The sequence below is a fragment of the Citrobacter sp. RHB35-C21 genome (assembly GCF_013816515.1).
Taxonomy (GTDB): domain Bacteria; phylum Pseudomonadota; class Gammaproteobacteria; order Enterobacterales; family Enterobacteriaceae; genus Citrobacter; species Citrobacter braakii.
In genome coordinates this window covers 4,602,872-4,628,837 of sequence record NZ_CP057147.1, presented here as the reverse complement: position 1 = coordinate 4,628,837, position 25,966 = coordinate 4,602,872, and the positions used below count along the sequence as shown (strand labels likewise).

Genomic DNA, 25,966 nt, shown 5'->3' with positions numbered 1-25,966 from the left:
CAGACTTATCCACAGGTTCGGGTATTATTCCTGGAATGCAAAAAACTTAGTCGGGTGAATAGTATCATTTTAACTCTTTGAAGATATTGAATTAATTATCATTTCAAATTGTTAATGCGATCACTTGACGATTTTTTCCCTCTTGAATATCAATGTGTTTTTATTTTTATACACAAGCTGTGGATGACTTAAGCGTCACGCGGCAGACCCTTTTCAATGACCCTGACCAAACGTTGTTTCTTCGGTAACTGCACTTCAACTACGCAGGCATTTCGCTTCTCGATTTGCTGAGCAACCGCCCACTCTATGTGTTCGTCGAGAAGTGGGTGCTCACCTCTGCGACTTTCCAGCGCGTGAATAACGGCTTCATCCCATGGGGCATTACCCAGCGCAACGGCGATATTTCGCAGCCAGCGCAGGTGACCAATACGACGAATAGCAGACCCCTCCGTGACTTTTAAAAACCACGCTTCGCTCCAGCTAAACAGCTCTATTAACTCTGGAGCATGAAGTTGTTTGCGTGGGTTGAAGTCATCCTCTGTCGTCAACTGCGAGTATCGGTTCCACGGGCAAATGAGCTGGCAATCATCGCAGCCGTAAATTCGATTCCCCAACAGGGGACGAAATTCTTCCGGGATCGGGCCTTCCAGTTCGATAGTGAGATAAGAGATACAGCGGCGCGCATCTACCGTGTAGGGTTCAACGATGGCCCCGGTGGGACAGATGGTCATACAGGCGACGCATTTCCCGCATCCTTCTTCTACTGGGTTGTCGACCGGCAGGGGCAAATCGATCAGTAATTCCCCGAGGAAGAAAAATGAACCAGCTTCGCGATTGAGGATAAGTGAGTGCTTACCTGTCCAGCCAAGCCCGGCTTTTTCCGCTAATGGACGCTCAAGAATGGGCGCAGAATCGACAAAAGGTCTAAAATTCAGCGAAACGCAGTGCTGTTGAATTCTCTCCCCCAGCTTTTTTAAGCGGTTACGCAGCAGTTTATGGTAGTCGCGCCCAAGCGCGTAACGGCTGACGTAACCCAGAGAGGGGTTTTTCAACGTGCTGGCAAAGGCCGCATTGGCAGGAAGATAGTTCATACGTACGCTGATGACACGTAACGTACCGGGTAATAATTCGTGAGGTCGGGCGCGCATCATGCCGTGACGGGCCATCCAGTCCATCTCGCCGTGATAGTGTTTATCCAGCCAGGCCTGCAGTTTGGGCTCCGCTTCGCTGAGGTCGGTATCGGCAATACCGACCTGCTGAAAGCCAAGCTCCAGCCCCCACTGCTTAATATTTTGCGCTAACTGATTGAGATCGAGGGGCTCTGACATGACGGACCATACAATGAAGAAAAACCCCGCAAGTATACCACACTCCATTTGGCACGCCGATGACATCAGGCGGATGGAGCGAGAGGCGGCAGACAGTTTAGGACTGACGTTGTACGAGCTGATGCAACGGGCGGGAGAGGCGGCGTTTCAGGTCACCTGCGAGACATATCCAAACGCTCAGCACTGGCTGGTGCTATGTGGTCATGGCAACAACGGTGGTGATGGTTACGTGGTGGCAAGGCTTGCCAAAGCTCAGGGGCTTGATATTACGTTGCTGGCGCAGGAGAGTGATAAAGCGCTCCCCGAGGAAGCACAGCAGGCGCGCGACGCCTGGCTTAACGCCGGTGGCGTCATTCATGCTGCGGATATCAACTGGCCAGATCGCGTGGACGTCATTATTGATGCGCTGACAGGCACGGGCTTAAAACACGCGCCGCGTGAGCCTCTCTCAGCATTGATCGAACGTGCCAATCACCATCCTGCCCCTGTCGTGGCGATAGACATTCCATCCGGCCTGCTGGCGCAGACGGGCGCGGCGCCGGGTGCGGTTATCAATGCTGCGCACACCGTGACCTTTATTGCGTTAAAGCCTGGTCTGCTAACCGGTAAAGCGCGCGATGTCACCGGACGCCTGCATGTTAACGCACTCGGACTGGACGACTGGCTGGCGGGACAGAACGCGCCGCTGCAACGGTTTGATGCTCAACAGCTTGTACACTGGTTAACGCCGCGTCGACCCACCTCGCACAAAGGCTCCCACGGTCGGCTGGTGATCATCGGTGGTGACCACGGCACGGCTGGCGCAATACGCATGGCCGGTGAAGCGGCGCTGCGTGCAGGAGCCGGGCTGGTTAAAGTGCTGACCCGTAGTGAAAATATTGCGCCTATTCTGACTGCCAGACCGGAACTGATGGTCGATGCGCTGACGCCGCAGACTCTGGAGGAGAGCCTGGCGTGGGCGGATGTTGTGGTAATAGGACCAGGGCTTGGTCAGCAGGAATGGGGTAAAAAAGCGCTGCAGAAGGTAGAGAATTTTCGCAAACCGATGCTCTGGGATGCGGATGCGTTGAACCTGCTGGCAATCAACCCCGATAAACGTCACAATCGCGTGATCACGCCGCATCCTGGTGAAGCCGCGCGACTTCTGGGCTGTTCCATTGCAGAAATTGAAGACGATCGATTACTTTGTGCACAACGTCTGGTAAAACGGTACGGAGGCGTCGTCGTGCTGAAAGGCGCGGGTACGGTTGTTGCTGCCGAACAGGCCGAATTGGGTATTATTGATACCGGCAATGCTGGAATGGCCAGCGGCGGAATGGGTGATGTGCTTTCCGGTATTATTGGCGCATTGCTCGGACAGAAGCTTACCCCGTATGATGCGGCATGTGCGGGATGTGTCGCGCACGGTGCGGCGGCGGATGTGCTGGCGGCGCGTTTTGGTACGCGCGGCATGCTGGCGACAGATCTCTTTACCACGCTACAGCGTATTGTTAACCCTGATGTGATTGACGTTTATCATGATGAATCGAGTAATTCCACTACCTGATGAGCAGGCGACTTTAGACCTGGGACTGCGGGTAGCCAAAGCCTGTGATGGCGCGACGGTAATTTATTTGTACGGCGACTTGGGGGCGGGTAAAACCACTTTCAGCCGGGGATTCCTGCAGGCGTTAGGTCACAAAGGAAATGTAAAAAGCCCCACCTATACGCTGGTTGAACCCTATTCGCTCGATAATTTGATGGTATATCACTTCGATCTGTACCGACTTGCGGACCCAGAGGAGCTGGAGTTTATGGGGATCCGCGATTATTTTGCCAATGACGCCATCTGCCTGGTGGAATGGCCGCAACAAGGTAAAGGTGTACTGCCAGACCCGGACGTCGAAATACACATTGAATATCAGGCGCAAGGTCGAGAGGCGCGCATAAGCGCAGTCTCCTCATCGGGTGATTTATTGCTGGCGCGTTTAGCCGATTAACCTTAAGGGTGGCGGGATGATTTATCGCATCAGAAACTGGCTGATGGCAACACTGGTCCTGCTGTGCGCGCAGGCAGGGGCCGCCAGCCTCTCCGATCTTCAGGTGTCCAATGGCGATCAACAAGCGCGGATTACGCTGAGCTTTATTGGCGATCCTGAATACGCAGTTTCGCAGGACGGGAAACGAACCGTCGCGTTGGATATTAAACAAACCGGTGTGATTCAGGGGTTACCGCTGCTGTTTAGCGGCAATAATCTGGTGAAATCTATCCGTTCCGGCACGCCAAAAGATGCGCAGTCTCTGCGCCTGGTTGTGGATTTAACCGAGAACGGCAAAGCCGAAGCCGTAAAACGCCAGAACGGCGGCAATTATACCGTCGTGTTTACCATCAAAGCTGATGCGCCACCGCCGCCTCCACCACCTCCAGTGGTTGCGAAGCGTGTTGAAGCGCCGGTTATCGCCCCGCGCCCTGCCGAGCCTGCGCGTAATCCGTTTAAAGCGGAAAACGATCGCACCACGATGGTAACCAACAGTAATACCTCCACACGACCTGCGGCGCGCGCCAGTACCAGTAACGGCGAAAAAGTAGTTATCGCCATTGATGCCGGACACGGCGGGCAGGATCCTGGCGCTATTGGTCCCGGTGGCACACGTGAGAAAAACGTCACTATTGCCGTAGCGCGCAAACTGCGCAGTTTGCTCAATGATGACCCGATGTTTAAAGGCGTACTCACCCGTGATGGCGATTACTTTATCTCGGTGATGGGGCGTTCAGACGTTGCGCGTAAACAAAACGCCAACTTCCTGGTCTCTATTCATGCGGATGCTGCGCCAAACCGGGATGCCACTGGTGCTTCCGTCTGGGTACTGTCAAACCGTCGGGCAAACAGTGAGATGGCCGGCTGGCTGGAACAGCACGAAAAGCAATCGGAACTGTTGGGTGGGGCGGGCGATGTTCTGGCAAACAGCCAGTCCGATCCTTATCTCAGCCAGGCCGTGTTGGATCTGCAGTTCGGTCATTCGCAACGCGTTGGGTATGATGTAGCGACCAGCATGATCGGCCAGTTAGAACGTATTGGCTCGATGCATAAGCGTCGTCCGGAACACGCCAGCCTTGGGGTATTACGTTCGCCTGATATCCCGTCAGTGCTGGTTGAAACTGGCTTTATCAGTAACAACAGCGAAGAGCGTCTGTTGGCGAGTGATGACTACCAGCAGCAGCTGGCCGAGGCAATTTACAAAGGATTGCGTAACTATTTCCAGGCGCACCCGATGCAAACCGGGCCTCAAGGCACACCGGCGCAAACCGCGAGTGCGGTATCGCCTGGCAACACGTTAACAAATTAAGGATTAGCCATGCCGATTCAGGTTCTACCGCCACAGCTGGCGAACCAGATTGCCGCAGGCGAGGTGGTAGAACGGCCTGCGTCAGTGGTGAAGGAGCTGGTGGAAAACAGTATTGATGCTGGTGCGACGCGCATTGATATTGATATTGAGCGCGGCGGCGCGAAGCTTATCCGTATTCGTGACAACGGCTGCGGGATTAAAAAAGACGAGCTGGCGCTGGCGCTGGCGCGTCATGCCACCAGTAAAATTTCCTCGCTTGACGATCTCGAAGCCATCGTGAGCCTCGGGTTTCGCGGCGAAGCGCTGGCCAGTATCAGCTCCGTTTCTCGTTTAACCCTGACGTCGCGTACGCAAGAACAACCTGAAGCCTGGCAAGCCTATGCCGAAGGGCGCGACATGGATGTAACGGTTAAACCCGCTGCGCATCCGGTGGGAACCACGCTGGAGGTGTTAGATCTGTTCTACAACACCCCGGCGCGGCGCAAGTTTATGCGCACCGAGAAAACTGAATTTAATCATATCGACGAAATAATCCGCCGCATTGCGCTGGCACGTTTTGATGTGACGATTAATTTGTCGCACAACGGCAAAGTGATGCGTCAGTACCGGGCAGTGGCTGCGGATGGGCAGCAAGAGCGCCGACTGGGCGCGATTTGCGGCACGCCGTTTCTGGAACATGCGCTGGCGATTGAATGGCAGCATGGCGATTTAACGCTGCGCGGCTGGGTGGCCGATCCTAACCACACGACGGCGGCGCTGGCGGAAATCCAGTACTGCTATGTGAATGGCCGGATGATGCGAGACCGGTTGATCAACCATGCTATTCGTCAGGCCTGTGAAGATAAGCTGGGAGCCGATCAGCAGCCCGCTTTTGTGTTGTATCTGGAAATCGACCCGCATCAGGTGGATGTTAACGTACATCCCGCCAAACATGAGGTCCGTTTTCATCAGTCCCGCCTGGTGCATGATTTTATTTACCAGGGCGTGTTGAGCGTCCTGCAACAGCAGCTTGAAACGCCGCTGCCGTTGGCTGATGACCACGAGCCCGCGCCAAGGCACATTCCAGAAAACCGCGTCGCGGCCGGGCGTAACCATTTTGCCGAACCGGCCCCGGCGCGTGAACCTGCGACACCGCGTTACTCAGCATCTGCTGGCGCTGGCAGTAGTGGTGGCCGTCAGACGGGGGGCAGTTGGCCTCATGCCCAGCCTGGATATCAAAAGCAGCAGGGTGAGATTTATCAGCAACTGCTACAAACGCCGGTTCCGCCGCGTAAAACGCCGGTTTCTGAAACGCCATCAGCACCTCTGACCGGCAACAGTCAGGGCTTTGGGCGGGTACTAACCATTGTCGGTACGGACTGCGCATTACTCGAATGCGATGGTCATATTCGGTTGCTGGCATTGCCGGTGGCGGAACGTTGGCTACGTCAGGCGCAGTTAACGCCGGACCAGGGCGTCGTTTGCGCTCAGCCGTTACTGATCCCTTTACGTCTAAAAGTGACCGCTGATGAAAAAGCGGCGCTGCAAAAAGGGCAGAGCCAACTGGCTGAGTTGGGTATTGAATTTCAACTGGATGCACAGCATGTGACCATCCGGGCGGTGCCTTTACCCTTACGCCAACAAAATTTACAAATCTTGATTCCTGAACTGATAGGCTACCTGGCGCAGCAGTCCGAATTCGAACCGGGCAATATTGCACAGTGGATTGCACGTAATCTGATTAGCGAGCATCCGCAGTGGAGCATGGCTCAGGCGATTACGCTGTTAGCGGATGTTGAGCGGCTTTGCCCACAACTCGTGAAGGCGCCGCCGGGTGGTTTGTTACAACCTGTTGATTTACATTCGGTAATGAATGCCCTGAAACATGAGTGATACCCGTAAGGCGAGCCTGCCAAAGGCGATTTTTTTGATGGGGCCGACGGCCTCCGGTAAAACGGCACTGGCAATTGAATTGCGTAAAGTTTTGCCTGTAGAGTTGATAAGCGTTGATTCCGCCCTTATTTACAAGGGGATGGATATCGGTACAGCCAAGCCTGATGCAGATGAATTACAGGCCGCGCCGCACCGGTTGCTGGATATCCGCGATCCGTCCCAGGCGTACTCTGCTGCGGATTTTCGCCGCGATGCGTTAGCCGAGATGGCCGATATCACCGCCGCGGGGCGTATTCCGCTGCTGGTGGGCGGCACAATGTTATATTTCAAAGCCTTGCTTGAAGGGCTGTCGCCGTTACCGTCGGCGGACCCGGAAGTCAGGGCCAGAATTGAGCAGCAGGCGGCAGAGCATGGGTGGGACGCGTTACACCGACAGCTTCAGGAAATAGATCCGGTGGCTGCGGCGCGTATTCATCCAAATGATCCGCAAAGACTTTCCCGGGCACTGGAAGTTTTTTTCATTTCGGGTAAAACTTTAACGGAGCTGACGCAAACGTCAGGAGATGCTTTGCCGTATCAGGTGCATCAGTTTGCTATCGCCCCGGCGAGCCGTGAACTGCTCCATCAGCGAATTGAGCAGCGTTTTCATCAGATGTTGGCTTCAGGTTTTGAAGCAGAAGTCCGGGCGCTATTTGCCCGTGGAGATTTGCATACGGATTTGCCTTCCATTCGTTGTGTAGGGTATCGCCAGATGTGGTCATACATTGAAGGCGAAATTTCATACGATGAAATGGTTTATAGAGGTGTTTGCGCCACGAGGCAGTTGGCGAAGCGACAGGTAACCTGGTTGCGTGGTTGGGAAGGGGTGCACTGGCTTGACAGTGAAAAGCCTGACCAGGCGCGAAACGAAGTATTACAGGTTGTTGGTGCTATCGCGAACTGAATGTGTACAATTGAAACGTATCGTGCGCAATTTTTCAGAATCGAAAGGTTCAAAGTACAAATAAGCATATAAGGAAAAGAGAGAATGGCTAAGGGGCAATCTTTACAAGATCCGTTCCTGAACGCACTGCGTCGGGAACGTGTTCCAGTTTCTATTTATTTGGTGAATGGTATTAAGCTGCAAGGTCAAATCGAGTCTTTTGATCAGTTCGTGATCCTGTTGAAAAACACGGTCAGCCAGATGGTTTATAAGCACGCGATTTCTACTGTTGTCCCGTCTCGCCCGGTTTCTCATCACAGCAATAATGCCACCGGCGGCACTGGCAGCAACTACCATCACGGTAGCAACGCGCAAGGTTCATCTGCGCAACAGGACAGCGAAGAAACCGAATAAGGTTGTTAGCTGTTTTACACACGGGGAGCCAGCGATCCTGCGTTCCCCGTTGATATATATTAAGGGGTTGACGCTTGTTTGACCGTTATGATGCCGGTGAGCAGGCGGTACTGGTACACATCTATTTTTCGCAAGACAAAGATATGGAAGACCTCCAGGAGTTTGAATCTCTGGTTTCTTCCGCCGGTGTCGAAGCAATGCAGGTGATTACCGGGAGCCGTAAAGCACCGCACCCGAAGTATTTTGTTGGTGAAGGTAAGGCAATCGAAATTGCGGAAGCCGTAAAAGCGACTGGCGCTGCGGTGGTGATTTTTGATCATGCTCTAAGCCCCGCCCAGGAACGTAACCTGGAACAGTTGTGCCAGTGTCTTGTTATCGACAGGACAGGTCTTATTTTAGATATTTTTGCCCAGCGTGCGCGCACCCATGAGGGTAAGTTGCAGGTTGAGCTGGCGCAGTTGCGCCATATGGCTACTCGTCTGGTCCGTGGCTGGACCCACCTTGAAAGGCAAAAGGGCGGGATTGGTTTGCGCGGTCCGGGTGAAACCCAGCTCGAAACCGACCGTCGTTTGCTGCGTAATCGCATTTTGCAAATACAGTCGCGCCTGGAAAAAGTTGAAAAGCAACGTGAGCAGGGGCGACAGTCGCGCAAGAAAGCGGATGTCCCAACCGTATCACTGGTGGGATATACCAACGCCGGAAAATCCACCCTGTTCAACCAGATCACCGAAGCCCGGGTTTACGCAGCGGATCAGCTGTTTGCGACCCTGGACCCAACGCTGCGCCGTATAGACGTAGCGGACGTCGGTGAAACCGTGCTGGCGGATACCGTAGGGTTTATCCGTCATTTGCCGCACGACCTGGTGGCGGCGTTTAAAGCCACCCTGCAGGAAACGCGTCAGGCGACATTGCTGCTGCATGTTATTGATGCTGCAGATTTTCGTGTGCAGGAAAACATCGAGGCCGTCGACACGGTGCTCGAAGAGATCGATGCGCATGAGATCCCGACTCTGCTGGTGATGAATAAAATCGATATGCTTGATGATTTTGAACCACGTATCGACAGAGATGAAGAGAATAAACCCATTCGCGTTTGGGTTTCAGCGCAAACGGGAATAGGTATACCACAGCTTTTTCAGGCTTTGACTGAGCGACTTTCCGGTGAGGTGGCGCAGCATACGTTGCGTTTGCCGCCGCAGGAAGGGCGTCTGAGAAGCCGGTTTTACCAACTTCAGGCAATAGAAAGAGAGTGGATGGAGGAGGACGGCAGCGTGGGTCTGCAGGTTCGTATGCCGATCGTAGACTGGCGTCGCCTCTGTAAACAAGAACCGGCACTGGAAGACTATATTGTCTGACCTGACGGATATGGCCTGAAGATTTTTTCGCCTCTATACCTTGTGGGTTTTGTGCAGCATGAAGGTGGCAAGTCCTGAAATCTTCAGGAGCATAGTCAACTATGTGACTGAGATTAAGGGGCGTAGCCAACGCATCGGCAGCGCAAAATACGCAGGTATAGCATCGCATAACAAATATGGAGCACAAAAATGGCGTGGAATCAGCCCGGTAATAACGGACAAGACCGCGACCCGTGGGGAAGCAGCAAACCTGGCGGCAACCCTGAGGGAAATGGAAACAAAGGTGGTCGCGATCAGGGACCTCCCGATCTGGATGATATCTTCCGCAAACTGAGTAAAAAGCTCGGTGGTCTGGGTGGCGGTAAAGGTGCTGGTTCTGGCGGCGGTAGCTCATCGCAAGGCCCGCGCCCGCAATTGGGTGGTCGAGTCTTTACTATCGCAGCGGCAGCTATCGTCATTATCTGGGCGGCCAGCGGTTTCTACACCATTAAAGAAGCGGAACGCGGCGTGGTGACACGCTTCGGTAAATTCAGCCATTTGGTTGAACCGGGTCTGAACTGGAAACCGACCTTTGTCGACGAAGTGACCCCGGTCAACGTGGAAGCCGTGCGTGAACTTGCCGCATCCGGCGTGATGCTGACCTCTGACGAAAACGTCGTACGCGTTGAAATGAACGTGCAGTACCGCGTGACCGATCCGCAGCGTTACCTGTTTAGCGTAACCAGCGCGGATGACAGTCTGCGTCAGGCAACCGACAGCGCCCTGCGTGGGGTTATCGGTAAATACACCATGGACCGTATCCTGACCGAAGGGCGTACCGTTATTCGTAGCGATACCCAGCGTGAACTGGAAGAAACGATCCGTCCGTACAACATGGGTATCACCCTGCTGGACGTCAACTTCCAGGCAGCACGTCCGCCGGAAGAAGTAAAAGCCGCGTTTGACGATGCCATTGCAGCACGTGAAAACGAGCAGCAGTACATCCGTGAAGCAGAAGCGTACACTAACGAAGTTCAGCCACGTGCTAACGGTCAGGCGCAGCGTATTCTGGAAGAAGCGCGTGCTTACAAAACGCGAACCATCCTGGAAGCACAGGGTGAAGTGGCTCGTTTCGCAAAAATTCTGCCGGAATATAAAGCCGCACCGCAAATTACTCGCGAGCGTCTGTATATCGAAACCATGGAAAAAGTGCTTAGCAATACCCGCAAAGTCCTGGTTAACGATAAGGGCAGCAATCTGATGGTTCTGCCGCTGGATCAAATGCTGAAAGGCGGTAGTGCGCCAGCAGCAAAGAGTGACAGCAGTTCAAACCTGCTGCGTCTGCCGCCAGCAACGACGTCCGGCACTGGAGCAAGCAATACCTCGTCCACCAGTCAGGGCGATATTATGGACCAACGCCGCGCGAACGCGCAGCGTAACGACTACCAGCGTCAGGGGGAATAACGATGCGTAAGTCAGTTATTGCGATTATCATCATCGTTCTGGTAGTTCTGTTCATGTCTGTCTTTGTGGTCAAAGAAGGCGAGCGCGGGATTACTCTGCGCTTTGGTAAAGTTCTGCGTGACGATGAAAACAAGCCGCTGGTTGTTGCACCAGGCCTGCACTTCAAGATTCCGTTTATTGAATCTGTGAAGATGCTGGATGCGCGTATTCAGACCATGGACAACCAGGCCGATCGCTTTGTTACCAAAGAGAAGAAAGACCTGATCGTTGACTCCTACATTAAGTGGCGCATCAGTGACTTTAGCCGTTACTACCTGGCAACGGGCGGTGGCGATGTTTCTCAGGCAGAAGTCCTGCTGAAACGTAAGTTCTCTGACCGTCTGCGTTCTGAAATTGGTCGTCTGGACGTGAAAGACATCGTTACCGATTCCCGCGGTCGTCTGACGCTGGAAGTTCGTGATGCGCTGAACTCCGGTTCTGCTGGCACGGAAGATGAAGTCGCGACACCGGCGGCAGATAGCGCGATTGCCGAAGCGGCTGAGCGTGTTCAGGCTGAAACAAACGGTAAAGTACCGGTCATCAACCCGAATAGTATGGCGGCATTGGGCATCGAAGTGGTTGACGTGCGTATCAAGCAAATCAACCTGCCTGCTGAAGTGTCTGAGGCTATCTACAACCGTATGCGCGCTGAGCGTGAAGCGGTAGCGCGTCGCCATCGTTCACAAGGTCAGGAAGAAGCGGAAAAACTGCGTGCCACGGCGGATTATGAAGTGACTAAAACGCTGGCAGAATCTGAGCGTCAAGGCCGCATCATGCGCGGTGAAGGCGATGCAGAAGCCGCTAAACTGTTTGCCGATGCGTTCAGCCAGGATCCTGACTTCTACGCCTTCATCCGTAGCCTGCGTGCTTACGAGAAGAGCTTCGAAGGCAACCAGGACGTGATGGTCATGAGCCCGGATAGCGATTTCTTCCGCTACATGAAGACTCCGAGCACTACGACACGCTAATAAAGTTCCAGCGGTTTTAAACCAGCAAAACCACCGGCATCCCCAGGGATGCGGTGGTTTTCTTTTTATAAAAGGACGATGGATGAATTCAACAATTTTGCTGGCGCTCGCGCTGGTTTTGGTGCTGGAAGGCCTGGGCCCTATGCTTTATCCCCGTGCGTGGAAGAAAATGATTTCCGCAATGGCGCAACTTCCCGAAAATACTTTGCGTCGTTTTGGTGGAGGTCTTGTGGTTGCGGGCGTTGTGGTCTACTACATGTTGAGGAAAACGATTGGCTGATCAATAAGTAGCCTATTTTGCGGATTTTCGCATGCAAAAAGTGCTGTATATCTGAAAAAGCGGTGGTAGAATCCATTTTTAAGCAAACGGTGATTTTGAAAAATGGGTAACAACGTCGTCGTACTGGGCACCCAATGGGGTGACGAAGGTAAAGGGAAGATCGTCGATCTTCTGACTGAACGGGCTAAATATGTTGTGCGCTACCAGGGTGGTCACAACGCAGGCCATACTCTCGTAATCAACGGTGAAAAAACCGTCCTCCATCTTATTCCATCAGGTATTCTTCGCGAGAATGTCATCAGCATCATCGGTAACGGTGTTGTACTGTCTCCGTCCGCGCTGATGAAAGAAATGAAAGGACTGGAAGATCGTGGCATCCCGGTTCGCGAGCGCCTGCTGTTGTCTGAAGCTTGTCCGCTGATCCTTGATTATCACGTTGCGTTGGATAATGCTCGTGAGAAAGCGCGTGGCGAGAAAGCGATCGGTACTACCGGTCGTGGCATCGGTCCGGCTTATGAAGACAAAGTAGCTCGTCGCGGTCTGCGCGTTGGCGATCTGTTTGATAAAGCAACCTTCGCTGAAAAACTGAAAGAAGTGATGGAATATCACAACTTCCAGCTGGTGAATTTCTATAAAGTTGAAGCAGTTGACTACCAGAAAGTGCTGGATGATGTGATGGCGATTGCCGACATCCTGACCTCTATGATTGTTGATGTTTCCGATCTGCTGGACCAGGCGCGTAAGCGTGGCGATTTCGTCATGTTCGAAGGCGCACAGGGTACCCTGCTGGATATCGACCACGGTACCTATCCGTACGTAACGTCTTCCAACACCACCGCAGGTGGCGTGGCGACCGGCTCCGGCCTGGGTCCACGTTATGTGGATTACGTTCTGGGTATCATCAAAGCTTACTCTACACGTGTAGGCGCGGGTCCGTTCCCGACTGAGCTGTTTGATGACGTTGGCGAGTTCCTGTGCAAACAAGGTAACGAGTATGGCGCGACCACCGGTCGTCGTCGTCGCACCGGTTGGCTGGACTCCGTTGCGGTACGCCGTGCAGTACAGATTAACTCCCTGTCTGGCTTCTGCCTGACCAAACTGGACGTACTGGACGGTTTGAAAGAGGTGAAAATCTGTGTCGCTTATCGTATGCCGGATGGCCGTGAAGTAACGACTACCCCGCTGGCTGCAGACGACTGGAAAGGTATCGAGCCGATCTACGAAACCATGCCGGGCTGGTCTGAATCCACCTTCGGTGTGAAGGAACGTAGCGGTCTGCCGCAGGCAGCACTGAACTACATCAAGCGTATTGAAGAACTGACCGGTGTGCCGATTGATATTATCTCAACTGGCCCAGACCGTACTGAAACCATGATCCTGCGCGACCCGTTCGACGCATAATTCTGGTTATAGCGTGGCGTCGAATGGCGCTGCGCTTGCACTATCTTAGGCCGGATGAGGCGCTTTGCATCATAATCCGGCTTAAAATCACGTAAGTTCCTCGCTTTTTTCCTTCCTGAACTGAAATAAATTAGCGACCTGGCTGGTGGCTGGTTTATCATCAATGTAATTAATACCACCAGGTTTATCCGTTTTATCCCTTTTCCTGAGGTTGATGTGCAGTTAACAAGTTTCACCGATTACGGATTACGGGCGCTAATCTACATGGCGTCACTTCCCGAAGGACGTATGACCAGTATTTCTGAGGTGACAGAAGTCTACGGCGTGTCCCGTAATCATATGGTCAAAATAATCAATCAACTTAGCCGTGCGGGCTTCGTTACTGCTATTCGAGGAAAAAATGGCGGTATCCGCCTGGGTAAACCAGCTAAGGATATTGGTATTGGTGATGTGGTTCGCGAGCTGGAACCACTATCGTTGGTCAATTGTAGCAGCGAGTTTTGCCACATTACCCCAGCCTGTCGACTTAAACAGGCGCTTTCTAAGGCAGTGCAAAGTTTTCTCACGGAACTGGACAACTACACACTTGCTGATTTGGTTGAAGAGAATCAACCGCTTTATAAATTATTGCTGGTGGAGTGACGAAAATCTTCATCAGAGCTGACAATGGAGGAACCTCGATGTCACAAGATCCTTTCCAGGAACGCGAAGCAGAAAAATACGCGAATCCTATCCCGAGCCGGGAATTTATCCTCGAACATTTAACTAAACGTGAAAAACCGGCCAACCGCGATGAGCTGGCCGTTGAACTCAACATTGAAGGTGAAGAGCAGCAAGAAGCGCTGCGTCGCCGCCTGCGCGCCATGGAGCGTGACGGGCAACTGGTCTTCACTCGTCGTCAGTGCTATGCGCTGCCGGAGCGTCTTGACCTGCTGAAAGGTACCGTTATTGGCCACCGTGATGGCTACGGCTTTCTGCGCGTTGAAGGCCGCAAAGATGACCTGTACCTGTCCAGCGAGCAGATGAAAACCTGTATTCATGGCGATCAGGTGTTGGCACAGCCGCTGGGAGCGGACCGTAAAGGTCGTCGCGAAGCGCGTATTGTGCGCGTACTGGTGCCGAAAACCAGCCAGATTGTCGGTCGCTACTTCACCGACGCTGGCGTTGGGTTTGTCGTCCCTGACGACAGCCGCCTGAGCTTTGATATCCTGATCCCGCCGGAAGAGGTGATGGGTGCTCGTATGGGCTTTGTGGTCGTGGTTGAGCTGACCCAGCGTCCGACGCGTCGCACTAAAGCGGTGGGTAAAATTGTTGAAGTCCTGGGCGACAACATGGGAACCAGCATGGCCGTTGATATGGCGCTGCGTACTCATGAAATCCCGTATATCTGGCCTCAGGCGGTCGAAAAACAGGTCGCTGGCCTGAAAGAAGAAGTGCCGGAGGAAGCGAAAGCCGGACGTGTCGATCTGCGCTCCCTGCCGCTGGTCACTATCGATGGCGAAGATGCGCGTGACTTCGACGATGCGGTTTACTGCGAGAAGAAACGCGGCGGCGGCTGGCGTTTATGGGTGGCGATTGCTGACGTAAGCTATTACGTTCGCCCGCCGACTCCGCTGGACCAGGAAGCGCGCAGCCGTGGCACATCCGTCTACTTCCCATCGCAGGTTGTTCCGATGCTACCGGAAGTGCTGTCTAACGGATTGTGTTCGCTCAACCCGCAGGTGGACAGGCTGTGTATGGTCTGTGAAATGACCATTTCGTCGAAAGGCCGCTTAACAGGCTTTAAATTCTACGAAGCGGTTATGAGCTCCCATGCGCGTCTGACCTACACCAAGGTCTGGCACATGCTGCAGGGCGATCAGGAACTGCGTGAGCAGTACGCGCCGTTGGTTAAACACATTGAAGAGCTGCATAACCTCTACAAAGTGCTGGATAAAGCGCGTGAAGAGCGTGGCGGTATCTCGTTTGAAAGTGAAGAAGCGAAGTTTATCTTCAATGCTGAACGCCGTATTGAGCGTATTGAGCAGACGCAGCGTAATGACGCGCACAAACTGATTGAAGAGTGCATGATCATGGCGAACATCTCAGCGGCGCGATTCGTTGAGAAAGCCAAAGAGCCGGCACTGTTCCGTATTCACGATAAGCCGACGACCGAAGCGATTAATTCGTTCCGTTCGGTGTTGGCGGAGCTGGGGCTGGAGCTGCCCGGCGGTAATAAACCCGAGCCGCGTGATTACGCTGAACTGCTGGAGTCGATTGCTGACCGTCCTGACGCAGAAATGCTGCAAACTATGCTGCTGCGTTCAATGAAGCAGGCGATTTACGATCCGGAAAACCGCGGTCACTTTGGCCTTGCGTTGCAATCTTATGCACACTTCACCTCGCCGATCCGTCGTTACCCGGATCTCTCCTTGCACCGGGCGATTAAGTATCTGCTGGCGCAGGAGCAGGGCCATAAAGGCAACACCACGGAAACGGGTGGCTACCATTATTCGATGGAAGAGATGCTGCAGCTGGGTCAACACTGTTCGATGGCCGAGCGCCGTGCTGACGAAGCCACACGCGACGTCTCTGACTGGCTGAAGTGCGACTTCATGCTGGATCAGGTAGGTAATGTCTTCAAAGGCGTGATCGCCAGCGTTACCGGGTTTGGTTTCTTCGTCCGTCTTGATGAGCTGTTTATCGACGGTCTGGTGCATGTCTCCTCCCTGGATAACGACTACTATCGTTTTGACCAGGTTGGGCAGCGTCTGACGGGGGAATCCAGCGGTCAAATGTATCGCCTGGGCGATCGCGTGGAAGTTCGCGTGGAAGCGGTCAACATGGACGAGCGTAAAATCGACTTCAGTTTGATCTCCAGCGAACGTGCACCGCGCAATGAAGGTAAAACCGCGCGTGAAAAAGCGAAAAAAGGCGATGCGGGTAAAAATACCGGTAAGCGTCGTCAGATGGGCAAAAAAGTAAATTTCGAGCCGGATAGCGCTTTCCGCGGCGAGAAGAAAGGCAGAGCCAAACCTCAGGCGGATAAAAAAACGGCTGAGAAGAAAGGCGATAAAAAAGCGAAAAAGCCATCGGCAAAAACGCTTAAAATCGCTGCCGCCACCAAAGCTAAACGCGCGACGAAAAAGAAAGTCGCGCAATAACAGCCATAAACAGTAAGTCGGGCAACCTCGCGTTGCCCGCGTTACGCATAAACTATTAACGAGTACATTCATGAGTGAAATGATTTACGGCATCCATGCGGTGCAGGCTCTGCTGGAACGTGCGCCTGAGCGCTTCCAGGACGTCTTTATTCTCAAAGGTCGTGAAGATAAACGCCTGCTGCCGCTGATCCACGCACTGGAAGCACAGGGTGTTGTCATTCAGCTGGCTAACCGCCAGTTCCTGGATGAGAAAAGCGAGGGTGCGGTACATCAGGGAATTATTGCTCGCGTGAAGCCGGGTCGTCAGTATCAGGAAAACGATCTGCCGGATCTGATTGCTACGCTCGATCAGCCGTTCTTTTTGATCCTCGATGGTGTTACCGATCCGCATAACCTGGGGGCATGCCTGCGTAGCGCCGATGCTGCTGGCGTCCATGCTGTTATCGTACCGAAGGATCGTTCTGCGCAGTTGAATGCAACGGCGAAAAAAGTGGCCTGCGGTGCGGCAGAAAGCGTACCGCTGATCCGTGTGACCAACCTGGCGCGCACTATGCGTATGCTGCAGGAAGAGAATATCTGGATCGTCGGAACCGCAGGTGAAGCTGACCATACTCTCTACCAGAGCAAAATGACCGGACGTCTGGCGCTGGTGATGGGCGCAGAGGGTGAAGGTATGCGTCGTTTGACCCGCGAACACTGTGACGAACTGATCAGCATCCCGATGGCTGGGAGCGTTTCGTCGCTGAACGTTTCAGTTGCGACGGGCATCTGCCTGTTTGAGGCTGTACGCCAGCGCGGCTAAACTATCTCCCTCATTTCTCTCTTATCTCAAGCCATCCTTCGGGATGGCTTTTTTGTGACCGTTGTCCCATGCGTGCTCCCCTCTGCCTGACCATACTTAAGGTGACGGCCATTGACGGAGGGAGACACAATGCACTGGCAAACGCATACCGTTTTTAACCAACCTGTACCGCTCAATAACAGCAACTTATATCTGTCCGATGGCGCGCTGTGTGAAGCGGTTATCCGTGAAGGCGCTGGCTGGGACAGCGATCTTCTCGCCAGTATTGGTCAGCAGCTAGGGACTGCCGAGTCGCTCGAGCTTGGCCGTCTGGCCAATGCTTTTCCACCCGAGTTGTTGCGCTACGACTCGCAGGGTCAGCGGCTGGATGATGTGCGTTTTCATCCTGCCTGGCATTTACTGATGCAGGGATTGTGCGCCAATCGCGTACATAATCTGGCCTGGGAAGAAGACGCGAGGCAGGGAACATTTGTTGCCCGGGCGGCCCGTTTCATGCTGCATGCGCAGGTGGAAGCGGGCACGTTGTGTCCGGTTACCATGACTTTTGCCGCCACGCCGTTGTTACTTCAGATGTTACCTGCCCCCTTTCACGACTGGTTTACGCCGCTGCTAAGCGACCGTTATGACTCGCATTTACTGCCCGGAGGGCAAAAGCGTGGGTTATTGATCGGCATGGGAATGACCGAGAAGCAGGGGGGGTCAGATGTGCTGAGCAATACCACTCAGGCAGAACGTCTTACAGACGGCTCGTATCGACTGGTGGGACATAAGTGGTTTTTCTCCGTGCCACAAAGCGATGCCCATTTGGTACTGGCCCAGGTAAAGGGTGGCTTATCCTGCTTTTTTGTACCGCGATTTTTACCCGACGGGCAGCGTAATGCTATCCGTCTGGAGCGGCTGAAAGATAAGTTAGGCAATCGCTCCAACGCCAGCTGCGAGGTTGAATTCCACGATGCGATTGGCTGGCTATTGGGTGAAGAAGGGGAAGGTATACGTCATATCCTGAAAATGGGTGGGATGACGCGTTTTGACTGTGCGCTCGGCAGTCATGGCATGATGCGACGTGCTTTTTCTGTCGCGATTTACCATGCGCACCAGCGACAGGTTTTTGGCAAACCATTGATCGAACAACCGATGATGCGCCAGGTATTAGGTCGGATGGCGCTCCAACTGGAAGGTCAGACGGCGTTACTGTTCCGACTGGCGCGGGCCTGGGACCGTCGCGCTGATGCCAAAGAATCTCTGTGGGCCAGGTTGTTCACACCAGCAGCGAAATTCTCTGTTTGCAAGGCCGGTATGCCGTTTGTTGCAGAGGCGATGGAAGTGCTCGGCGGGATTGGCTACTGCGAGGAGAGTGAATTGCCGCGCCTGTATCGTGAGATGCCGGTAAACAGTATCTGGGAGGGCTCTGGCAACATTATGTGCCTCGATGTATTGCGGGTGCTGACAAAACAACCCGGCATATACGATATGCTCAGCGAAGCCTTTGCTGAGGTAAAAGGGCAAGACCGACATTACGATCGAAGGGTACGTCAACTACAGCAGCGTTTACGTAAACCCAGCGAGGAGTTGGGACGGGAGATTACACAGCAGCTTTTCCTGCTCGGCTGCGGGGCGCAGATGTTGCGCTATGCCTCTCCGCCAGTGGCGCAGGCCTGGTGTCAAATGATGCTCGATACGCTTGGTGGACTACGATTGTCCGAACAGGTGCTGAACGACTTGCTTCTGCGGGCAACGGGGGGATTACGGTAATAATATGCCTGATGGCGACGCTGGCGCGCCTTATCATGCCTACATTCAATGTAGGCCGGATAAGTTTACGCCATCCGGCAATCTGTTAAGCATAGAGTATGGCCTGTACGCGCCAGTTGTCGGGCTGCTGGTCTTCGTACATCTGAATGATCCGATACCATGAGGCACCCTGTTCATCCGCTTTTAACGCAACTACTCGTTCTACATCCTGCGGATTCCCTGCAATGTTACTGACAGATATCAGGCCAATTTCGTTCAGGCCTGTAACGCAGTCAGCACTGGCGAACTCGGCAGACTGCGCCGTAGTACCTACCAGTCCGGCAGAAAGCAGCAGTGAGGATAAGGCAAGTGATTGTTTCATCGTCAGCTCCATTATTCGTACCCCTACACACGGCAGGGCATTCCATCGCGATAATAAACCTCAAGCTTCCTGCTGTTGGTTTATTGTGCACAGGTAAACGCATAGCGGCGCAAAGCAATGTAAAGCTGACTAAATTCCAACCCAATGTTATTTACGATACAAAATAGCCTGTGAATACCATTGGCCTGTCACGATGGTTTCATCCACTAATAAAACCACGTAGTAATCAGCTCTAGCCGCGACGGCTTTGTCACGGATCTCTGCCAGCGCATCATCCGGAGAGCCTCTTACCAGCGCGCTGACCGTTCCTATTCGCTGTAACCCATTACTCTGGTCACGGCGGATCTCCTGCGGGTGGTCGGCAACGGGCGGTGCGGGTTGCGGCGTTCCCTGTAGCACGCTACAGGCGCTTAAAAGCATCACCAGCAATAAAGAGGCAAACCGACGCATAACTCTATCTCGTTTCCTGATAGCCATAGTGTAGTGCCTTATCAATTTCCCTTTAGGGGAATGTTCCCGAAGTGTTATCTCTCACGCGATTTTCGAATGAAAATGTTGCGAAAGCGTAACCCAGTTCTCAACATTATGAATCATTGCCGAACACATTCGCTTGCGTTAAGTATTGCTGCATGGCATACCAGAAAAAAAGAGGCGACAAATGATCGAAATTGAAACACGACAGTTGGCTGGTATCCCTGTCCTGCACGCCGTTCCGGCTGGTAAACGCGAGTGTTCACTCCCTTGCATTATTTTCTATCACGGGTTTACATCTTCAAGTCTGGTCTATAGCTATTTTGCCGTTGCTCTGGCTCAGGCCGGATTCCGGGTTGTCATGCCAGATGCGCCCGACCATGGTGCCCGCTTCAACGGTGATGCTCAGGAGCGAATGTTCCGCTTCTGGCATATATTGCAGCAAAACATGCAGGAGTATACGACGTTACGTGCGGCGCTGGTGGCGGAAAATTGGCTATCAGATGAAAGACTTGCTGTTGCGGGGGCGTCGATGGGAGGCATGACGGCGTTGGGCATTATGGCCCGCCATCCCGAGGTTAAATGTGTAGCCAGCCTGATGGGTTCGGGCTATTTTACCCGTCTTGCACAGACGCTTTTTCCCCCTTTACGAGTCCAGACGCCAGAGCAGCAGGCAGAGTTCGATGCCGTTATCGCACCGCTCGCCGAATGGGATGTTACGCATCAACTACAACGCCTGGCCGACAGACCGTTGCTGTTGTGGCATGGACAGGAGGACGATGTGGTGCCCGCGGTTGAAACCTTCCGCTTACAGCAGGCCCTGATTCAGGCAGGGCTGGATAACAATTTAACCTGCCTGTGGGAAGCGGGCGTGCGCCACCGCATCACGCCAGAGGCGCTGGCAGCGACGGTAACGTTTTTTCGCCAGCACCTTTAAACGCGCACAATGCTTACGCCCTGAGCTTCAAGTTGTTGCAGAATCTCAGGGTTAGCATTTTTGCCGGTAATGAGCATATCGATTTGATCGGCGCGACTGAACAGCATCCCCGCGCGTTCACCGACCTTACTGCTATCGACCAGCACCACCAGTTTACCCACTACGTTAAGCATCTTCTGCTCAGCCATCGCGGTTAGCATATCGGTTTTATACAGTCCGTCCGCGGTCAACCCTTTACCGCTGGTAAACATCCAGTGTCCGGCATACAGGCTATTTTCGCTGCCTTGCGGACTAAGCGTGATGGACTGGCTTTTGTTGTATTGCCCTCCCATGATGATCACGCTGTCATGCTCCTGGTCGATCAGATAGTTCGCCAGCGGCAGATAATTGGTGATGATCTGCACTGGCTTGCCGCACATTTCACGACCAAGCAGGAAGGCGGTTGATCCGCAGTTGATCACCACGCTTTCACCCGCATTTACAAGCTGGGATGCGGCCTTGGCAATGCGAACTTTTTCATCGTGGTTCTGCGCCTGATGCAGATTCATAGGTGTCCAGCGCGGACGTTGCTGGGTGATGGCTTCTGCGCCATTGCGGACTTTCTTGAGTTTGCCGCTTTCGTCGAGTTTATTGATGTCCCGGCGTGCTGTGGCTGGTGAAATCCCCAGACGCTCAATCACGTTCTCAACGGTAACAAAGCCCAACTGCGCCAGCATATCCAGCAATATTTGATGTCTTTGTGCTTCAGTCATGAGCTATTCCGATACAAATTGATTTGAAAAGATGATATTTGAAATAGCCTGGAAATACTAAAGTAAATGGGAAAAAATGCCGGAATAGCCCGGCATTTTGTAGGGGTCACAAGAAGGATTTAAACGGCAGATCCGGTTCAATCGTGAAGCAGTCATCAAAGCCGCGCGGATAGTGATATTCAAAGTTGTCTTTGTCCAGCGGCCAGGTGAACTTACCGCCCACCTGCCAGATAAACGGCTTAAAGCCATACTTCAGTCGATCTTTTTTAATCTCCCACAGTACGCGGATCTCCTGAGGGTCGGCCTGGAAGTTTGACCAGATGTCATGATGGAAAGGGATCACCACTTTCGTATTCAACGCTTCCGCCATGCGCAGCATGTCGGAGCTGGTCATTTTGTCCGTAATCCCGCGCGGATTCTCACCGTAGGAGCCGAGCGCAACGTCGATCTGGTGCTCGTTGCCATGCTTTGCGTAGTAGTTAGAGTAGTGCGAGTCTCCGCTGTGGTACAGCGTACCGCCCGGTGTTTTGAACAGGTAGTTTACCGCACGTGCATCCATACCATCCGGCAGCACACCTGCCGCTTTTTGATCGGCAGGTAGCGTGATTAATGCCGTACGATCAAACGCGTCAAGCGCATGAATTTCAATATCTTTCACTTTCACCACATCGCCTGGTTTTACCACGATGCAGCGCTCTTTTGGCACACCCCAACCGATCCACAGATCCACACAGGTTTGCGGCCCGATAAATGGCACGTCATCGGCGCAGTTTTGCATGACGGCGGCCGCGACATTCACGTCAATGTGATCGTTATGATCGTGTGTCGCCAGCACCGCATCGATCTGTCGAATTGCAAACGGATCAAGAACAAACGGCGTGGTGCGCAGGTTTGGCTGCAGTTTCTTCACCCCAGCCATGCGTTGCATCTGGTGGCCGGTTTTCATTAGCGGGTTACCGTGACTCTGTTTACCCGTCCCGCACCAGAAATCGACGCAGATGTTCGTCCCGCCTTCCGACTTCAGCCAGATGCCGGTACAGCCAAGCCACCACATAGCGAATGTGCCCGGGGCGACCTGCTCCTGTTCGATCTCTTCATTCAGCCAACTTCCCCACTCCGGGAATGTGCTCAGGATCCATGATTCACGCGTGATGCTTTTTACTTTACTCATCGCATTTACCTTCATATTTATTCAGATTAAGTCAATTTATGATTCGTTTTGATTGATATTGACATCATTTTTTCAAGAAGGCAATGCGTTGATTTTTGGTGTTCAGCGGGGAAATGTGAGCAAATCACAGCGTGACAGGATGGTTTACTTGAGTGTTTGTTTTGTATTTTATTGTTTTAATAGAGTTTATTTTGGAAATGATGAATTAGAAGTAAAGCCACTCTACAAGTGTGTGAATTATTTGCGTACTGCATCACATTTAATCAAATTCAATCTTGTTGTGATTACTTTTGAAAACTAGAGTGAGGGCACAACATCCTGGGCATCTGTAATGAATGTTCAGCAACTTCGTCTACTGGAGATCGTTATGGAGATCCTCTACAACATCTTTACCGTCTTTTTTAATCAGGTTATGACCAACGCGCCCTTGCTGTTGGGTATTGTGACCTGTCTTGGTTACATCCTGCTGCGTAAAAGCGTCAGCGTTATTATCAAAGGCACGATCAAAACGATTATCGGTTTTATGTTGCTGCAAGCGGGATCGGGCATTCTGACCAGCACGTTTAAACCGGTGGTGGCGAAGATGTCCGAAGTTTACGGTATCAATGGTGCGATTTCCGATACCTATGCCTCCATGATGGCAACCATCGAACGTATGGGCGATGCCTATAGTTGGGTGGGTTATGCTGTGCTGTTGGCGCTGGCGCTGAATATTTGTTACGTACTGCTACGGCGTATTACCGGCATTCGCACCATCATGCTGACCGGCCACATTATGTTCCAGCAGGCGGGCCTGATTGCCGTCTCTCTCTTCATCTTCGGTTACCCGATGTGGACCACCATCATCTGCACCGCTGTGCTGGTGTCCCTCTACTGGGGCATTACCTCCAATATGATGTACAAGCCGACGCAGGAAGTGACCGACGGCTGCGGTTTCTCCATCGGTCACCAGCAGCAGTTCGCTTCATGGATTGCCTACAAAGTCGCGCCTTATCTGGGTAAGAAAGAGGAGAGTGTTGAAGATCTGAAGCTGCCGGGCTGGCTGAATATCTTCCATGACAACATCGTTTCTACCGCGATTGTTATGACCCTCTTCTTCGGCGCGATCCTGCTCTCTTTTGGTATTGATGTGGTTCAGGCGATGGCGGGTAAAACCCACTGGACGGTCTATATCCTGCAGACCGGTTTTTCGTTTGCCGTCGCTATTTTCATCATCACTCAGGGTGTACGTATGTTCGTTGCTGAGCTTTCAGAAGCGTTCAACGGTATCTCTCAACGTCTGATCCCGGGTGCAGTGCTGGCTATCGACTGCGCGGCGATTTATAGCTTTGCGCCCAACGCGGTGGTCTGGGGCTTTATGTGGGGCACCATCGGCCAACTGATTGCGGTGGGCATCCTGGTGGGTTGCGGCTCTTCTATTCTGATTATCCCTGGCTTTATTCCGATGTTCTTCTCGAACGCGACTATCGGCGTGTTTGCTAACCACTTTGGCGGCTGGCGCGCGGCGCTCAAGATTTGCCTGGTGATGGGGATGATCGAAATCTTCGGCTGCGTCTGGGCGGTGAAGCTCACCGGGATGAGCGCCTGGATGGGCATGGCGGACTGGTCAATTCTGGCGCCGCCGATGATGCAGGGCTTTGCCTCCATCGGCATCGTGTTTATGGCCGTCATTATTCTGATTGCACTGGCTTATATGTTTTTCGCAGGACGCACCTTGCGCGCTGAGGAAGACGCAGAAAAACAACTGGCAGAACACTCTGCTTAATAAGGAGTTCCGATTATGACCGTACGTATTTTGGCTGTATGTGGCAATGGGCAGGGGAGTTCCATGATCATGAAGATGAAGGTGGATCAGTTTTTAACCCAGTCAAATATTGACCATACGGTAAACAGTTGCGCAGTAGGCGAATACAAAAGTGAACTGAGCGGCGCGGATATCATCATCGCTTCTACCCATATCGCCGGTGAGATTACCGTATCAGGCAATAAATATGTTGTTGGCGTACGCAACATGCTGTCTCCCGCCGATTTTGGACCAAAACTGCTGGAAGTGATCAACGCGCATTTCCCTCAGGACGTGAAGTAAGGAGGCGGCCTATGAAATTACGTGATTCGCTGGCAGACAATAACGCCATCCTTTTACAGGCCGAGGCCAGCTCCTGGCAGGAAGCGGTAAAGCTGAGCGTGGATCTGCTGGTTAAGGCTGATGTGGTTGAACCACGCTACTACCAGGCCATCCTCGACGGAGTCGAACAGTTCGGCCCGTATTTCGTGATTGCGCCCGGCCTGGCGATGCCGCACGGCCGTCCGGAGGAAGGGGTCAAGAAAACCGGTTTTGCGCTGGTGACGCTGAAAACACCGCTGGTGTTTAACCACGAAGATAACGACCCGGTCGACATCCTGATCACCATGGCGGCAGTAGACGCCAACACACATCAGGAAGTCGGCATCATGCAGATCGTGAATCTCTTTGACGACGAAGCCAATTTCGACCGTTTACGTGCCTGCCGTACCGCGCAGGAAGTGCTGAATTTAATTGATAACGCCACTGCGGCGGCTGTTTAAAAGGATACCAAAATGTCATTACCTATGTTGCAGGTTGCGCTGGATAACCAATCAATGTCTTCCGCCTATGAAACGACGCGTCTGATTGCCGAAGAGGTCGATATCATTGAAGTGGGCACGATTCTTTGCATGGCAGAGGGGGTGCGCGCCGTACGCGATCTGAAGGCGCTTTATCCGCATAAAATTGTGCTGGCGGATGCCAAAATCGCCGACGCGGGTAAAATCCTCTCGCGCATGTGTTTCGAAGCCAATGCTGACTGGGTTACCGTCATCTGCTGTGCGGATATCAACACCACCAGGGGGGCGCTGGAGGTGGCGAAAGAATTTAACGGCGACGTGCAGATTGAACTGACTGGTTACTGGACCTGGGAGCAGGCGCAGGAGTGGCGTGACGCGGGCATTGGGCAAGTGGTATATCACCGCAGCCGTGACGCGCAGGCGGCGGGTGTGGCGTGGGGAGAGGCAGATATCAGCGCCATCAAACGCTTGTCTGATATGGGCTTTAAGGTCACCGTCACCGGCGGCCTGGCGCTGGAGGATCTGCCGCTGTTCCAGGGGATCCCTATCCACGTCTTTATTGCCGGACGCAGCATTCGCGATGCCGCCTCTCCGGTAGACGCTGCGCGTCAGTTCAAACGTTCCATCGCCCAACTGTGGGGATAA

The 25,966-nt window shown here is 53.1% G+C and carries 25 protein-coding genes; 20 read left to right on the top strand and 5 right to left on the bottom strand.

The window, feature by feature from the left end:
• Positions 1-188: 188 nt before the first annotated feature.
• Positions 189-1,328 (bottom strand): tRNA epoxyqueuosine(34) reductase QueG, encoded by a 1,140-nt coding sequence (gene queG, locus HVZ39_RS22415; RefSeq protein WP_181629326.1) that lies wholly within the window; start codon positions 1,326-1,328, stop codon positions 189-191.
• Here queG and nnr point away from each other — a divergent pair.
• From nnr to HVZ39_RS22340, 15 genes are all read left to right on the top strand, one after another.
• A complete protein-coding gene (nnr, locus tag HVZ39_RS22410; RefSeq protein ID WP_181632998.1) occupies positions 1,327-2,874 on the top strand; it encodes a bifunctional ADP-dependent NAD(P)H-hydrate dehydratase/NAD(P)H-hydrate epimerase in 1,548 nt (515 codons plus the stop codon). The two genes, queG and nnr, sit on opposite strands and share 2 nt — an antisense overlap.
• Positions 2,846-3,307, top strand: coding sequence for a tRNA (adenosine(37)-N6)-threonylcarbamoyltransferase complex ATPase subunit type 1 TsaE (gene tsaE / locus HVZ39_RS22405; protein ID WP_016151410.1), 462 nt, complete (start codon positions 2,846-2,848; stop codon positions 3,305-3,307). The genes nnr and tsaE overlap by 29 nt, the downstream gene beginning before the upstream one ends.
• 16 nt (positions 3,308-3,323) lie before the next feature.
• Positions 3,324-4,655 carry an N-acetylmuramoyl-L-alanine amidase AmiB gene (amiB, locus tag HVZ39_RS22400; protein ID WP_019078199.1) on the top strand — a complete coding sequence of 444 codons (1,332 nt, stop codon included), beginning with the start codon at positions 3,324-3,326 and terminating at the stop codon, positions 4,653-4,655.
• Between the two features lie 9 nt (positions 4,656-4,664).
• Positions 4,665-6,527 (top strand): DNA mismatch repair endonuclease MutL, encoded by a 1,863-nt coding sequence (gene mutL, locus HVZ39_RS22395; protein WP_181632997.1) that lies wholly within the window; start codon positions 4,665-4,667, stop codon positions 6,525-6,527.
• Positions 6,520-7,470, top strand: a complete 951-nt coding sequence (miaA, locus tag HVZ39_RS22390; RefSeq protein WP_016151413.1) for a tRNA (adenosine(37)-N6)-dimethylallyltransferase MiaA — start codon at positions 6,520-6,522, stop codon at positions 7,468-7,470. The genes mutL and miaA overlap by 8 nt, the downstream gene beginning before the upstream one ends.
• A gap of 84 nt (positions 7,471-7,554) precedes the next feature.
• A complete protein-coding gene (gene hfq / locus HVZ39_RS22385) occupies positions 7,555-7,863 on the top strand; it encodes an RNA chaperone Hfq (protein ID WP_003025584.1) in 309 nt (102 codons plus the stop codon).
• A gap of 74 nt (positions 7,864-7,937) precedes the next feature.
• On the top strand, positions 7,938-9,218 hold the full coding sequence (hflX, locus tag HVZ39_RS22380; RefSeq protein ID WP_016151415.1) for a ribosome rescue GTPase HflX: 1,281 nt from the start codon (positions 7,938-7,940) through the stop codon (positions 9,216-9,218).
• A gap of 189 nt (positions 9,219-9,407) precedes the next feature.
• Positions 9,408-10,661: an FtsH protease activity modulator HflK gene (gene hflK / locus HVZ39_RS22375; RefSeq protein WP_016151416.1), complete on the top strand. Its 1,254-nt coding sequence runs from the start codon at positions 9,408-9,410 to the stop codon at positions 10,659-10,661.
• A gap of 2 nt (positions 10,662-10,663) precedes the next feature.
• A complete protein-coding gene (gene hflC, locus HVZ39_RS22370; RefSeq protein WP_016155510.1) occupies positions 10,664-11,668 on the top strand; it encodes a protease modulator HflC in 1,005 nt (334 codons plus the stop codon).
• Between the two features lie 82 nt (positions 11,669-11,750).
• A complete protein-coding gene (locus HVZ39_RS22365) occupies positions 11,751-11,948 on the top strand; it encodes a DUF2065 family protein (protein ID WP_019078201.1) in 198 nt (65 codons plus the stop codon).
• Positions 11,949-12,050: 102 nt separating this feature from the next.
• On the top strand, positions 12,051-13,349 hold the full coding sequence (gene purA, locus HVZ39_RS22360) for an adenylosuccinate synthase (protein ID WP_181632996.1): 1,299 nt from the start codon (positions 12,051-12,053) through the stop codon (positions 13,347-13,349).
• A 216-nt stretch (positions 13,350-13,565) separates the two neighbouring features.
• Positions 13,566-13,991 carry a nitric oxide-sensing transcriptional repressor NsrR gene (nsrR, locus tag HVZ39_RS22355; RefSeq protein WP_003025609.1) on the top strand — a complete coding sequence of 142 codons (426 nt, stop codon included), beginning with the start codon at positions 13,566-13,568 and terminating at the stop codon, positions 13,989-13,991.
• Between the two features lie 38 nt (positions 13,992-14,029).
• Complete coding sequence (rnr, locus tag HVZ39_RS22350) at positions 14,030-16,492, top strand: ribonuclease R (RefSeq protein ID WP_181632995.1); 2,463 nt, start codon at positions 14,030-14,032, stop codon at positions 16,490-16,492.
• Positions 16,493-16,562: 70 nt separating this feature from the next.
• Positions 16,563-17,294, top strand: coding sequence for a 23S rRNA (guanosine(2251)-2'-O)-methyltransferase RlmB (gene rlmB / locus HVZ39_RS22345; protein ID WP_003830482.1), 732 nt, complete (start codon positions 16,563-16,565; stop codon positions 17,292-17,294).
• 129 nt (positions 17,295-17,423) lie between these two features.
• The gene (locus HVZ39_RS22340; protein WP_181632994.1) at positions 17,424-19,046 is read left to right on the top strand and encodes an isovaleryl-CoA dehydrogenase; all 1,623 of its coding nucleotides are present in this window, start codon (positions 17,424-17,426) and stop codon (positions 19,044-19,046) included.
• Positions 19,047-19,131: 85 nt separating this feature from the next.
• On the opposite strand, the gene yjfN is transcribed toward HVZ39_RS22340, so the two are convergent.
• Positions 19,132-19,407 (bottom strand): DUF1471 family protease activator YjfN, encoded by a 276-nt coding sequence (gene yjfN, locus HVZ39_RS22335; RefSeq protein WP_016151420.1) that lies wholly within the window; start codon positions 19,405-19,407, stop codon positions 19,132-19,134.
• 147 nt (positions 19,408-19,554) lie between these two features.
• Complete coding sequence (gene bsmA / locus HVZ39_RS22330) at positions 19,555-19,884, bottom strand: biofilm peroxide resistance protein BsmA (RefSeq protein ID WP_181546760.1); 330 nt, start codon at positions 19,882-19,884, stop codon at positions 19,555-19,557.
• A 181-nt stretch (positions 19,885-20,065) separates the two neighbouring features.
• Here bsmA and yjfP point away from each other — a divergent pair, with 181 nt between their 5' ends.
• Positions 20,066-20,815 (top strand): esterase, encoded by a 750-nt coding sequence (yjfP, locus tag HVZ39_RS22325; RefSeq protein WP_181632993.1) that lies wholly within the window; start codon positions 20,066-20,068, stop codon positions 20,813-20,815.
• On the opposite strand, the gene ulaR is transcribed toward yjfP, so the two are convergent.
• On the bottom strand, positions 20,812-21,567 hold the full coding sequence (gene ulaR, locus HVZ39_RS22320) for an HTH-type transcriptional regulator UlaR (RefSeq protein WP_016151423.1): 756 nt from the start codon (positions 21,565-21,567) through the stop codon (positions 20,812-20,814). The genes yjfP and ulaR overlap by 4 nt on opposite strands.
• 106 nt (positions 21,568-21,673) lie before the next feature.
• A complete protein-coding gene (ulaG, locus tag HVZ39_RS22315; RefSeq protein ID WP_181632992.1) occupies positions 21,674-22,738 on the bottom strand; it encodes an L-ascorbate 6-phosphate lactonase in 1,065 nt (354 codons plus the stop codon).
• 367 nt (positions 22,739-23,105) lie between these two features.
• On the opposite strand from ulaG, the gene ulaA reads away from it, so the two are divergent.
• From ulaA to HVZ39_RS22295, 4 genes are read left to right on the top strand one after another with little or no spacing between them, the layout of a single operon-like run.
• Positions 23,106-24,503 (top strand): PTS ascorbate transporter subunit IIC, encoded by a 1,398-nt coding sequence (ulaA, locus tag HVZ39_RS22310; protein WP_047358895.1) that lies wholly within the window; start codon positions 23,106-23,108, stop codon positions 24,501-24,503.
• Between the two features lie 15 nt (positions 24,504-24,518).
• The gene (ulaB, locus tag HVZ39_RS22305; RefSeq protein WP_016151426.1) at positions 24,519-24,824 is read left to right on the top strand and encodes a PTS ascorbate transporter subunit IIB; all 306 of its coding nucleotides are present in this window, start codon (positions 24,519-24,521) and stop codon (positions 24,822-24,824) included.
• 11 nt (positions 24,825-24,835) lie between these two features.
• A complete protein-coding gene (ulaC, locus tag HVZ39_RS22300; protein WP_181632991.1) occupies positions 24,836-25,303 on the top strand; it encodes a PTS ascorbate transporter subunit IIA in 468 nt (155 codons plus the stop codon).
• A 12-nt stretch (positions 25,304-25,315) separates the two neighbouring features.
• Positions 25,316-25,966: a 3-keto-L-gulonate-6-phosphate decarboxylase UlaD gene (locus HVZ39_RS22295; protein ID WP_181626572.1), complete on the top strand. Its 651-nt coding sequence runs from the start codon at positions 25,316-25,318 to the stop codon at positions 25,964-25,966.